This is a genomic window from Promicromonospora sp. Marseille-Q5078, from assembly GCF_050315395.1.
Lineage (GTDB): Bacteria > Actinomycetota > Actinomycetes > Actinomycetales > Cellulomonadaceae > Isoptericola.
Genome location: NZ_JBNPQG010000001.1, coordinates 1,930,606 through 1,942,686, shown reverse-complemented (window position 1 = coordinate 1,942,686; position 12,081 = coordinate 1,930,606). Strand labels below are relative to the sequence as shown.

Sequence of the window (12,081 nt, the reverse complement as noted above, 5' to 3'; positions counted from 1 at the left end):
CGACATCCTGCACCTCCCGTGCTCCGCGGCCTACCCCGCGCCCGTCCAGTGTCGAACACCTGTTCGATTCCTGTCAACCGCCGGCCCCCGACGCGACCACCGCCGCGGACCGGGGAGACTGGTCCTATGCCCCGCACCTCCCGAGGCGGCTCGCGCCCCGACCGCCGGTCCGGTCGACGCACCCCAGCATCCCCCGACGCACCGACACTCCCCGACGGCGAGGTGCCGATCGACACGGGGACCGCGCGCGTCGAACGCGACCCCGACCACCCCGACCGGGTGACGCTGCACGTCAACGGCGTGCCGAGCTCGGCCCTGGACCTCGCGGACCCCGGGTTTCTCGCCTTCGAGTACATGCAGCAGATGGCCGCCGTGCTGGCCGTGCTGCCCGCAGGGCCGCTGCGCGTGCTGCACCTGGGTGCCGCCGGGTGCGCGCTGCCACGGCACGTCGAGCACGAACGACCGGGCTCGCGCCAGCTCGGTGTCGACGTCGACGCCCGCCTGCTCGAGCTCGTGCGGAGCTGGTTCGCCCTCCCGCGCTCCCCCCTGCTGCGGCTGCGGGCGGACGACGCGGGCCACGCCCTCGCGTCCCTTGCCCCGGAGTCGTTCGACGTCGTGGTCCGGGACGTGTTCGCCGGCGACCGCACGCCCGACCACCTCGCGGACGCCGACTTCGCGGCCGCGGCGCACCGCGCGCTCCGGCCCGGCGGCGTGCTCCTCGCCAACTGCGCGGACCGGCCGCCGCTGCACCTCGCGCGACGGGAGGTCGCCACCCTCGCCGCCGCGTTCGGGGACGGTGCCGTCCGCGACGGGCGGATCGGGGTGATCGCCGAGCACGCCGTCCTGAAGGGCCGTCGCTACGGCAACGTGGTGCTCGTCGCGGTGCGGGCCCTGCCGGACCGGGGCGAGGGGGCCACGGACGCCGAGGAGGCCGCCGGCGGCGCGCAGGTAGACCTCGACGACGCCGCGCTCGCCCGGGACCTGCGCAGCCTGCCCGTCCCGACCCGGCTCCTCGTCGGCGACGAGCTGGCGCGCTTCGCGGGGACCTGAGCCACACCTGAGCCCTCTGCCGGCGCCGCCCGCCCGGCGGGCGACGCCCGCGCACGACGACGGCCGCGCACGACGACGGCCGCGCACGACGACGGCCGCGCCCCGGGGGGACGCGGCCGTCGTCGGGTGAGCCGAGCGTCAGAGCGGGACGACCTGCTCCGCCTGCGGGCCCTTGGGCCCCTGGGTGATCTCGAACTCGACCCGCTGAGCCTCTTCCAGGCTGCGGTACCCCTGCGACTGGATCGCGGAGTAGTGCACGAAGACGTCCGCGCCGCCGTCGTCCTGCGCGATGAAGCCGAAGCCCTTCTCGGCGTTGAACCACTTCACAGAACCTTGCGCCATGCTGATCCTTCGACCTTCCGTCACAACGGTCACGGGCAGGCCGGGCGGCCACCCGTCGCTGCACAGGCCGCCGCCGCTTCCTGCGTGGGGACGCCTCTGCAACGCGGTCAGTGTGGCACGGACCACACCGGTGCGCCACGGATATGCCGCGGATGCCGCGAGACGGCCATCCCGGACGGCCGTCCCGGACGGTCAGTCGTCGTCCCGCTGGGCCAGGAACCGCTCGAACTCGGCGCCGAGCTCTTCGGCTGTCGGGAGCGGCGCCTGCTCCGCCAGGAGGCTGGGGCGGCCCACCGATCGCGTGAACGCGTCGTACTGCTCCTCGAGCGCCTTCACGACGGCCTTGACCTCGGTGGACTCCCCCACCTGCTTCTCGACCTCGATCGTCGCGTCCGCCGCCGCCTCGGAGAGCAGCCCGGTCGCGAGGTCGAGGCCCGTGGCGCGCTCGACGTGGCGCAGCGCCACCACCGCGGCGGGCGTGTAGCGGGACTGCGCCAGGTAGTGCGGCACGTGCACGGTGAACCCGATCGCGTCGTGCCCGGCCTCCCCGAGGCGGTACTCCAGCAGTGCGGCCAGCGACCCCGGCACGCGCACGGTGCCGAAGAACGACGTGTAGTCCTCGACCAGGCCCGGCCGCGTGCCGTGCGCCGTGAGGGACAGCGGCCGCGTGTGCGGCACGCCCATCGGGATCCCGTGGAAGCCCACCGTCAGCGAGACGTCGAACCGCTCGACGAGGCCCTTGACGGCCGCGACCACGCGCTCCCACTGGAGGTCGGGCTCGGACCCGTGCAGCAGCAGGAACCCCGAGCCCTCACGGTCCGCCACGTGGTCGATCGCGAGGAACGGCTCGTCGTAGGACGACCAGCGGTCGGCGTCGAACGTCATCGCGACCCGCTTGGACCGGTAGTCGAGCAGGCGGTCGACGTCGAAGGTCACGAGGCGCGTGGTGGCCAGCTCCTCCGTGACGTGCTCCACGGCGATCTCGCCCGCGGACCCGGCGTCGACGAACCCGTCCAGCGCGTGCAGCAGCACGGGTCCGTCGCCGGTCGACGGCGCGTCGTCCCCACCGCGGGGCAGGACGCGCGCGACGGCGGCCTCGTCGACCTCGTAGATGCTCTGCGGGTCCAGCAACGGTTCTCCTCCTCGGGGTGCCCGGCGCTCCTGCGCCCGGCTCTCGCCTGCCCGGCTCTCGCCGACGGGCTCGCGCCCGCAGGAGTCACAACCTCACCGGCGCCCGGATCCTTCCCGACCGCCGGGCCCGGGCGTCAGTGGCGCGGCAGGCGCACCACCGTGACGAAGAAATCGTCGATCTGCCGGACCACCTGGATGAACCTGTCGAAGTCGACCGGCTTCGTCACGTACGCGTTCGCGTGCAGCGAGTACGACCGCAGGACGTCCTCCTCGGCCTCCGACGTCGTCAGCACGACCACCGGGATGTGCTTGAGCCGCTCGTCCGCCTTGACCGCCGCCAGCACCTCGCGGCCGTCCATCCGCGGCAGGTTGAGGTCCAGCAGGATCAGGTCCGGCGTCGACGCCTCGGCGTGCTCGCCCTCCTTGCGCAGGTACGCCATCGCGCTCACGCCGTCCGCGACCACGGAGAGCCGGTTGACGACCTTGTGCTCCTCGAACGCCTCGCGCGTCATCAGCACGTCGCCCGGGTCGTCCTCGACGAGGAGGACCTCGATGCCCGTCTGCTGGTCCGCCATGCACGCTCCTCGGCGTCGTCGGGGCCCCGGTCGGGGCGTACCGCTCGTGCGTCGTCGCAGGTCAGCGACGACCTCGAGCCTAACCGACGACGCCGCCGGTCGCCTCGTCGCGGTCGGGCAGGGTCCATCGCACGGTGGTCCCGCCGCCGTCCGTCGGCTCGAGCCAGACGCTCCCGCCGTGGTGCTCGACCACCCGCTTGACCAGCGCGAGCCCGATACCCGTGCCGGTGTACACGTCCTTGGGGTGCAGCCGCTGGAAGATGACGAAGACCCGCTCGGCGTACTGCGGGTCGATGCCGATCCCGTTGTCCGTGCACGAGATCTCCCACCCCGCCTCGGGGGCCGGCAGGCGACGCGCCGACAGGTGCACCCGCGCCGGCCGTGCCGGGTCACGGAACTTCACCGCGTTGCCCACGACGTTGGTCAGCAGCATCGCGAGGAGGGGCCGCTCCCCGCGCACCACCGGGAGCGGGTCGTGGGTGACCTCGGCGCCCGCCTCGGCGATCCGGTCGCCCTGGTCGTGCCGCACCTGCTCGAGGACCTGCTCGAGGTCGACGTCCTCCGGCTCGCTGCCCGAGCGGCCGACCCGCGAGAAGCTCAGCAGGTCCTGGATGAGCCGCTGCATGCGGCGCGCGCCGTCGACCGCGAACGCGATGTACTGGTCCGCCCGGTCGTCGAGCTGCTCGCCGTAGCGCTTCTGCAGCAGCTGGGTGAAGCTCGCGACCTTGCGCAGCGGCTCCTGCAGGTCGTGCGACGCGACGTAGGCGAACTGCTCCAGGTCCCGGTTGGAGCGCTCCAGCTCCTGGTTGGAGCGCGCCAGCTCGCGTGCCTGCTCCGCGAGCCGGGCGTGCGCACGCGCCGTCTCGCCGTGCGACGCGCTCACCTCGGCGACCTGCTGCACCAGCTCGCGGCGCATGTGCTCGACGTCGGCCGCGAGCGCCGCGACCTCCCCCGTGCCCTCGACCCGGATCTCGTGCTCGTGCTCGCCCGTGCTCGCCGCGCGCACCGAGTCGGCGAGCCGCGCCAGCGGCCGCGTCACCCCGCGCTGCAGGGCCCGCCACATGAAGAGCCCCATGACGACCACGAGCAGCACCAGCACGATCACCACGACCAGCAGGGTGAGGTTCCAGGCGTGCGCCGCGTCCATGGCCTCGTCCCCGACCCCCACCCGAAGCAGCACGAGCGAGCGCTGGATCGCGACGAGCGCCACGGCGAGCGCCAGCAGCAGCACCGCCCCGACGACGAGGAGGAGCCGCAGGACGACGTCGTGCAGCGGGCGCTCGCGCCTCACGGCCTGGCCCACTCGGCCGAGTCCGCCAGGGTCGAGGAGCGCTCCCCCAGGTACGGGGTGTCGCGCCCGGTCCAGCCGACGACCAGGAGGGCCGCGTCGTCCGTGAACGGCCCGCCGTGCAGCGCGCGGACGCGCCGCAGCACCCGTTCCACGACGCCGACGACGCCGTGCCGTCCCAGGTCGTCGCGCACGAGCTCGTGCAGCCCGGACTGCCCGAGCCGGGGCACCCGCTGCCGCAGCAGGCCGACCCGGGCGGGCCGCTCGCCGTGCAGGGCGGCGAGGCCGAGGGCGTCGCGGCCCAGCCCGTCGAGCTCCGGGTCGTCCGTCCGCGCCGCACCGAGGTCCACCTCCGCCTCGACGAGCCCGTCCGTGTAGAGCATCAGCGCGAAGGGCCCGTCGAGGTCGATCCGCCGCGGCTCCCACCCGCCCTCCACAGGGACGCCCAGCGCACGGCCGCGCCCCGTCGGCGGCAGCGCCTCGCACCGCAGGTCGCCCACCGGGCCGGTGATGAGCAGCGGCGGCAGATGGCCAGCCAGGTACACGTCGGCGCCGGAGCGGTCGGGCGTCACGACCACCTGGCACAGGGTCACGAACACCTCGGGCCGCGACCGTTCCGTCAGGAGCACGCGCTCCAGGTGCTCGAGGATCCGCTCGGGCTCGGTCCCGGTCAGCACCAGCGTGCGCCACGCCGTGCGCAGCGTGGCTCCGAGGGCGGCCTCGTCCGGGCCGTGACCGGCGACGTCGCCCACCACGGACAGGACCGTGCCGTCGGGCGTCTCCACCGTGTCGAAGAAGTCGCCGCCGAGCAGCCCGCCGCCGCCCGGCAGGTAGCCGACCATCACGGAGACCTTCTCGTCGCCCACGAGGGGCTTGGGCAGCAGCGCACGCTCCAGCCGCGCGGTCTCCTCCGCGCGCACGGCGCTGCGGTAGAGGGCCCGCTGCTGGGCGGCGGACCGGCGGCGCTGCAGCGCGTAGCGCAGCGACCTTCCGAGGAGCCCCGAGTCCGTCTCGCCCTTGACCAGGTAGTCGTCGGCGCCCGCCGCCACGGCACGCAGCCCCTGGTCGCCGCCCGTGAGGCCGGTGAGCACCACGAGGGCGGGCACGTCGTGCACCCGCTCGGCCACCTCGCGGAGCCGTTCCACGGCCGTGAGCCCGACGGCGTCGGGCAGCCCGAGATCCAGCAGCACGCAGTCGACGCCCGGCGCGCCGCCGGGGCGGGCGAGCGCGTCCACCGCCTCCGCGACGGACCGGGCACGCCTCAGGACGATCGACACCTCGGCGTCCTCGAGCAGCTCCGTGACGAGCAGCGCGTCCCCGTCGTCGTCCTCGACGAGAAGCACGGTGGCCGTCGCGTCCTCGGCCGGCCCCTCGGACCCGGCTCGCAGGACGTCGCCGCTGCTCATGGGCCAGATCCTAGCCCGCACGTGCCCGCCCGGGCGGTGCCCCCGGCCCGGCGCGTCGCCGCTCGGCGCCCGGACGGCGCACCCGGGCGCCCGCGGCATCTGCAATGATGGTCCGCCGCACCGTGGCCGCGCCGCCGACCGCGCGCGGCGCGAAGGACGCTGGGGAGGATGCGTGGCAGGCAGGCACGACGAGCTGGCCCGCGAGCAAGGGGTCGTCGACGGCCTCTACGCCCGACTGGACGAGCTGCGGCGCGCGACGCGCGACCGCCTGGTGGAGGTCCGCCGGTCCGGGCCCTCCGGATCGCCGCAGAACCGGAGCGAGCGCGACGCGTTCGCCACCCTGTACGAGGACCGCGTCGCGCAGCTCGACGCCGTCGAGGACCGGCTCGCGTTCGGCCGCCTCGACCTCGACGACGGCGACACTCGGTACGTCGGGCGCCTCGGTCTCGCGGACGACGAGCACCGGTCCCTGCTGACCGACTGGCGAGCGCCGGCCGCCACCCCGTTCTACCGGGCCACGGCCCTGCACCCCGCGGGGGTGCGACGCCGCCGGCACCTCGTCACCAGCGGGCGCGCCGTGACCGGCCTCGAGGACGAGGTGCTCGACCTCGACGCGCTGCAGTCCGTCGACGGAGAGGGCGACGGCACGGACGGCACCCTCGCCGCCTCCACGCTGTCGGGCGAAGGCGCGTTGCTGGCGTCGCTCGCCGCGCGTCGCACCGGCCGGATGACCGACATCGTCGCGACGATCCAGGCCGAGCAGGACCGCATCATCCGCTCCGACCTGCCCGGCGCGCTCGTGGTCCAGGGCGGGCCCGGCACCGGCAAGACCGCCGTCGCGCTGCACCGCGCGGCCTACCTCCTGTACGCACACCGGCGCGTGCTGGAGCGCAGCGGCGTGCTGCTCGTCGGCCCGAGCCGCGCGTTCCTGCGGTACATCGACCAGGTGCTTCCCTCGCTCGGCGAGACGGGCGTCGTGGCGACGACGGTGGGCGAGCTGCTGCCCGGCGTCCGCGCCACCGAGGTCGACGGCCCGGAGGCCACGGAGATCAAGGGACGCCTGGTGTGGCGCGACGTCGTGCACCGCGCCGTCCGCGCCCGCGAGCGCGTCCCCGCCCGCGACGTGCGCTTCCGGCTCGAGGGGTACGACCTCGCGGTGCGGCGCCGGGACGTGCGCGACGCCATCGCCCGCGCCCGGCGCACCCACAAGCCCCACAACGAGGCGCGGGCGACGTTCGTGCGCGACATGCTGGCGCGGCTCGTGGACCAGTACCGCGCGGCGGCGGACACCGAGCTCGCGCCCGAGGACGTCGCGATGGTCACCGAGGACCTGCGCTCGCATCGCGACGTGCGCGTGGCCCTCAACCTCGCGTGGTTCCCGATCACGCCCGAGAAGCTCGTCGCCGACCTCTTCGCGAAGCCGCACCGCCTCGCCGAGGCGGCCCCCGAGCTGTCCGACCGCGAGCGGGCCGCCGTGCGGCGGGACCCGGGCACCCCGTGGACCGAGGCCGACGTCCCCCTGCTCGACGAGGCCGCGGAGCTGCTCGGCGAGGACGACTCCATCGCGCGCGCCGAGGCGCGGGCCCGGGCGTCCGAGCGCGCCGCCGAGCTCGAGTACGCCCGCTCGGTCCTCGAGTCCACGGGCGCGGGCGGCGGGCTCGTCGACGCCGAGACGCTGGCGTCCCGCTTCGAGTCCACGGGCCCGCGCCTGACCACCGCCGAGCGCGCCGCGGAGGACCGCACCTGGACGTACGGCCACGTCGTCGTCGACGAGGCCCAGGAGCTCTCCCCGATGGCGTGGCGGATGCTCGTGCGCCGCGTCCCCACCCGCTCGATGACGATCGTCGGCGACGTCGCGCAGACGTCGTCGGCGGCGGGCGCCCGGTCGTGGGCCGGCGCGCTCGGCCCCGTCCTGGGCGACTCGTGGCGCCTCGAGGAGCTCACCGTCAGCTACCGCACGCCGGCCGAGGTCGCCGACGCCGCGCAGCGCATGGCGGCGGCCGCGGGGCTGCCCACCTCGCCGCTGACGGCGGCCCGCGAGGTGGTCGGCGCGCTCGAGCTCAGCCGCGTCACCCCGTCCGGCCCCGCACGGCCCGTGCTCGTGCGGGAGGTCGTGGACCACGTGCTCTCGCTCGCGGCCGAGTTCGTCGGCTCCGACGGCGCGGGCCGGGTCGCGGTGGTCGCGGCCGCCGACCAGGTGCGCGCGCTGCGCGAGGCCGTGGAGTCGGCGCTGCCCGGCGCGCTGGGACCGGAGGAGGCGTCCCGGCTGCTCGCGCAGCGCCCGGAGGACGCGCAGGTCGTCGTGCTCGACCCGCGCGGGACCAAGGGCCTGGAGTTCGACGCGGTCGTCCTGGTCGAGCCCGAGGCGGTCACCGGCGGGCCCGGGGGCGCCTCGGACCTGTACGTCGCGATGACCCGGCCCACCCAGCGACTCGTCGTGGTGCACGAGCAGCAGCTCCCCGCCGGGATCGTGGAGCTCGCCGTGGCGTGAGACGGGTTTGTGGGCACGGCCCCGCACGGCGCACCATGGGCACGTGCTGCGTGCCCTGTTGCTCGAGAACGTCCACCCTGTCGCCGCCCAGAATCTCCGTGACGCGGGGATCGAGGTCGTCACGCGCTCCGGCGCGCTCGACGAGGCCGAGCTGATCGAGTCCCTCGCGGACTTCCAGATCCTCGGTATCCGGTCCAAGACCACCGTGACGCGGAAGGTCCTGGAGAGCGTCCCGAGCCTGCAGGCCGTGGGCACCTTCTCCATCGGCACCAACCAGATCGACCTCGAGGCCGCCGCGGCCCACGGTGTCGCGGTCTTCAACGCGCCGTACTCCAACACGCGCTCCGTGGTGGAGCTGGCGGTCGCGGAGATCATCTCCCTCACCCGCCGCCTCACCGTGCGCGACAAGGCGCTGCACGACGGCGTCTGGGACAAGACCGCCGACGGCGCGCACGAGGTGCGCGGCCGCACCCTCGGCATCATCGGCTACGGCAACATCGGCTCCCAGCTCTCGGTGCTCGCGGAGAACCTGGGCATGCGGGTCGTGTTCTACGACACGGCCGAGAAGCTGTCCCTCGGGAACGCGCACCGCGTCGAGACCGTCGAGGAGCTCCTCGCCGTCTCCGACGCCGTGACGATCCACGTGGACGGGCGGCCCGGCAACGCCGGCCTCTTCGGGGCGGAGCTGTTCGCCGGGATGAAGCCCGGCGCGATCTTCCTCAACCTGTCCCGCGGGTTCGTGGTCGACGTGGAGGCGCTCCGTGAGCACATCCTGTCGGGCCACCTGGGCGGCGCGGCCGTCGACGTCTTCCCGACGGAGCCCAAGAAGCGCGGCGACGAGTTCACCTCTCCCCTGCGCGGGCTGCCGAACGTCATCCTCACGCCGCACGTCGGCGGCTCGACCGAGGAGGCCCAGGAGGCCATCGGCGAGTTCGTGTCCAAGAAGGTGCGGGACTTCGTGCTGACCGGGTCGACGACCCTGTCCGTGAACCTCCCGAACCTCCAGCTCGCGCACACCGGCGTCGGCCGCATCATGCTGCTGCACCGCAACGTCCCCGGCGTCCTCGCGCGGGTGAACCAGGTGTTCGCCGACCACGGCGCCAACATCGAGGCGCAGATGCTCGCCACCCGCGGCGAGGTCGGCTACGTGGTCACCGACATCTCCGACGTCACGCAGCGCGGCGCCTCGGCGAAGCTGCAGGCGATGGACTCCACGATCCGCCTGCGCATCCGGGACGCCTTCGAGCGGCCCGAGTTCCCGCCCGGGCCCGCGGCCGGCTGATTCCGGCCCCCCCACGCACGAAGGGCCTCCCCGGTTCCCCGGGGAGGCCCTTCGCACGTGCGGCCGGCGTGCGGCCGAGCGGCTCAGCCGGACTTGCGCCGGAACATCTTCTGCACCGGCCCGGCGGTCTCGGAACCGTGCACCTGGCCGGTGTTGCCGTCCTTGCCGGCGGTCGGGTGGCTGGCGGCGTTCTTCCGCTCCAGCGCCTCCCGGAAGCGCGCCTTCGTGTCCTCGGAGGGCTTCGCCGCCTTGGAGTCGTCCGTCGTCATCACGGTCACCTCGTGGTCCGTCGGGGTGGGCGTGCTCGCACGGCGGACCGCGCAGCACCTGGTGCGGTCCAGCATGCCCTGGCACCTTGGGAGACGCCAGGGCATTTCGCCCGGACCGGGCGGGGATCCCTCAGCGGGCCGTGTCGCGCCCCGCGACCGTCGCCCCCGACGTCGCACCGTCGCGGTCGGACGAGCCACAGTCGTCCGCCGACGACTCGCCGTCGTCCCGGGCCTCCCGCTCGGCGCGGAGCGAGACGATCGCGCTCTCGAAGTCCTCCAGCGACTCGAACGACTGGTAGACGCTGGCGAACCTCAGGTAGGCGACCTCGTCCAGCTCGCGCAGCGGCCCCAGGATCGCGAGCCCGACCTCGTTCGCCTCGACCTCCGGGCGGCCCGACGCGCGGAGCGTCTCCTCCACCTTCTGCGCCAGCAGGGCCAGGTCGTCGGAGCTCACGGGCCGGCCCTGGCACGCCTTGCGCACCCCCGCCACGACCTTGTCGCGGCTGAACGGCTCGGTGACGCCGGAGCGCTTGGCGACCGACAGACTGGCGGTCTCGATCGTGGTGAAGCGGCGCTGGCACGCCGGGCACTGCCGCCGTCGGCGGATGGACGAACCGTCGTCGGAGGTGCGCGAGTCGATGACTCGCGAGTCCGCATGGCGGCAGAACGGGCAGTGCATCGCTGGTCTCCTGCGCTCGGCTCCGGACCGGCGCCCGGCTGCCCGACAAGGTAAGCGGCGGGCGACTCCAGGCGCAAGCAGGTCCATCCTGCCACCGGCGCCGGCTCGCGGCGGACACCACGACGGAAGCAGCGCGGCGGCGGACCCGTGGCCGATCAGTCGAGCGGCAGGAGCACGACCTGCCCCGTCCGGAGCTCTGCCGTCGCGAGGCCGTTGAGGTCGCGCAGCTCCGCGACCACGTCCCGCAGGTCGTCACCCGAGTCGCGCACCGACTGCGCGTACTGCCAAAGGGTCTCCCCGGGGGCGACCGTGTGCAGCCGGACCTCGACGCCGGACCCGGGCGACTCCGCCACCGCGCGCTGCCCGATCAGGCCGGCACCGACGAGGACCACCAGAGCGAGCAGGGCGATCACGACCCTGCCCCGCCGGGTGAGCCGGAGCCCCCCGAGGCCGAGGAAGCCCGGTGCGTCGGTGGTGCTGCGCGGGTTCTGCATCGTCCTGCCTCCGGTCCACGTCGCCGCGCCGCCCCGCGGGCGGCGCCTTCGTCGAACATCCGTTCGTCGAACACCTGTACGTCGAACTGCTGTACTAGGTGTACCACGTCGCGACGACACGGTCGAGGTCTGATCGAACAGATGTTTGATGTCGGGGCGGAACTGTCCTAGAGTGACCAGCAGCGCGATGGAAGGTTTGTCGGATTTCATCGGCCCGCCCGCGGGCCGCGCCCCTGCAGGACGGAGAACGCGATGACCAGCGGACGGGACCAGGCCCCGGCGGCTCCGGCGCCGTGGACGGCGCCGAGCGACACCCCGGAGGACGTGGCCGGCGGCACCGGGACCGCGCTCGCGTCCGTGAGCGAGCTCGCCCCCTCGGCCGACCGGCTCACGCCGCGCCAGCGGCGTGTGCTCGAGACGATCCGCAGCTCCGTCGAGGCGCGCGGGTATCCCCCGACCATGCGCGAGATCGGCGAGGCCGTGGGCCTCGCGAGCCCCTCCTCCGTCAAGCACCAGCTCACGACCCTGGAGCGCAAGGGCTACCTGCGGCGCGACCCCAACCGTCCCCGCGCGATCGAGGTGGTCGACCCCTCGGCCCCGACGGCCGACGGCGACACCGGGTCCGCCGCCGCGCTCCCGCAGGGACTCGTCGCCGGGTCGGTCGCCGGGTCGGACGCCCAGCCGGCGCAGGCCCCCTCGTACGTCCCGCTCGTGGGCCGGATCGCCGCCGGCGGGCCGATCCTCGCCGAGCAGGTGGTGGAGGACGTGTTCCCGCTCCCCCGTCAGATCGTGGGCGACGGCGCCCTGTTCCTGCTCAAGGTCGCCGGTGACTCCATGGTCGACGCGGCGATCTGCGACGGCGACTGGGTCGTGGTGCGCAGCCAGCCCGTCGCCGAGAACGGCGAGGTGGTGGCCGCGATGATCGACGACGAGGCCACGGTGAAGACCTTCAAGCAGGCCGACGGCCACACCTGGCTGATGCCGCAGAACGCCGCCTACTCCCCCATCCCCGGTGACGAGGCCCAGGTGCTGGGCCGGGTCGTGGCCGTGCTCCGCAGCCTCTGAGCCGGCCGG

General features: G+C 74.4%; 12 protein-coding genes. 4 read left to right on the top strand and 8 right to left on the bottom strand.

Features of this window, described 5'->3' with window-relative positions:
* The first annotated feature begins 222 nt into the window (after positions 1-222).
* Positions 223-1,050 (top strand): spermidine synthase, encoded by an 828-nt coding sequence (locus tag ACQFYA_RS08985; protein ID WP_499123217.1) that lies wholly within the window; start codon positions 223-225, stop codon positions 1,048-1,050.
* Between the two features lie 138 nt (positions 1,051-1,188).
* Here ACQFYA_RS08985 and ACQFYA_RS08980 read toward each other — a convergent pair whose 3' ends face one another.
* From ACQFYA_RS08980 to ACQFYA_RS08960, 5 genes are all read right to left on the bottom strand, one after another.
* Entirely contained in the window at positions 1,189-1,392 is a 204-nt protein-coding gene (locus tag ACQFYA_RS08980) for a cold-shock protein (protein ID WP_499123215.1), read from the bottom strand.
* A 192-nt stretch (positions 1,393-1,584) separates the two neighbouring features.
* Entirely contained in the window at positions 1,585-2,523 is a 939-nt protein-coding gene (locus tag ACQFYA_RS08975) for a proteasome assembly chaperone family protein (protein WP_499123213.1), read from the bottom strand.
* A 134-nt stretch (positions 2,524-2,657) separates the two neighbouring features.
* Positions 2,658-3,098 carry a response regulator gene (locus ACQFYA_RS08970; RefSeq protein ID WP_499123211.1) on the bottom strand — a complete coding sequence of 147 codons (441 nt, stop codon included), beginning with the start codon at positions 3,096-3,098 and terminating at the stop codon, positions 2,658-2,660.
* Between the two features lie 79 nt (positions 3,099-3,177).
* A complete protein-coding gene (locus ACQFYA_RS08965; RefSeq protein WP_499123210.1) occupies positions 3,178-4,389 on the bottom strand; it encodes a sensor histidine kinase in 1,212 nt (403 codons plus the stop codon).
* On the bottom strand, positions 4,386-5,792 hold the full coding sequence (locus ACQFYA_RS08960; RefSeq protein WP_499123209.1) for a PP2C family protein-serine/threonine phosphatase: 1,407 nt from the start codon (positions 5,790-5,792) through the stop codon (positions 4,386-4,388). The genes ACQFYA_RS08965 and ACQFYA_RS08960 overlap by 4 nt, the downstream gene beginning before the upstream one ends.
* Positions 5,793-5,964: 172 nt before the next feature.
* Between ACQFYA_RS08960 and ACQFYA_RS08955 the strand changes: the two genes are divergently transcribed.
* Both ACQFYA_RS08955 and serA read left to right on the top strand, forming a co-directional pair.
* Positions 5,965-8,283 carry a HelD family protein gene (locus ACQFYA_RS08955; RefSeq protein WP_499123208.1) on the top strand — a complete coding sequence of 773 codons (2,319 nt, stop codon included), beginning with the start codon at positions 5,965-5,967 and terminating at the stop codon, positions 8,281-8,283.
* A gap of 43 nt (positions 8,284-8,326) precedes the next feature.
* Positions 8,327-9,565: a phosphoglycerate dehydrogenase gene (gene serA / locus ACQFYA_RS08950; RefSeq protein WP_499123206.1), complete on the top strand. Its 1,239-nt coding sequence runs from the start codon at positions 8,327-8,329 to the stop codon at positions 9,563-9,565.
* Between the two features lie 83 nt (positions 9,566-9,648).
* On the opposite strand, the gene ACQFYA_RS08945 is transcribed toward serA, so the two are convergent.
* The 3 genes from ACQFYA_RS08945 to ACQFYA_RS08935 form a co-directional block, all read right to left on the bottom strand.
* A complete protein-coding gene (locus tag ACQFYA_RS08945) occupies positions 9,649-9,909 on the bottom strand; it encodes a DUF5302 domain-containing protein (protein WP_499123203.1) in 261 nt (86 codons plus the stop codon).
* Positions 9,910-9,964: 55 nt separating this feature from the next.
* On the bottom strand, positions 9,965-10,513 hold the full coding sequence (gene nrdR / locus ACQFYA_RS08940) for a transcriptional regulator NrdR (RefSeq protein WP_499123201.1): 549 nt from the start codon (positions 10,511-10,513) through the stop codon (positions 9,965-9,967).
* A 155-nt stretch (positions 10,514-10,668) separates the two neighbouring features.
* Positions 10,669-11,007: a LysM peptidoglycan-binding domain-containing protein gene (locus ACQFYA_RS08935; protein WP_499123199.1), complete on the bottom strand. Its 339-nt coding sequence runs from the start codon at positions 11,005-11,007 to the stop codon at positions 10,669-10,671.
* Positions 11,008-11,259: 252 nt separating this feature from the next.
* On the opposite strand from ACQFYA_RS08935, the gene lexA reads away from it, so the two are divergent.
* Positions 11,260-12,072, top strand: a complete 813-nt coding sequence (gene lexA, locus ACQFYA_RS08930; RefSeq protein ID WP_499123197.1) for a transcriptional repressor LexA — start codon at positions 11,260-11,262, stop codon at positions 12,070-12,072.
* Positions 12,073-12,081 lie beyond the last annotated feature (9 nt).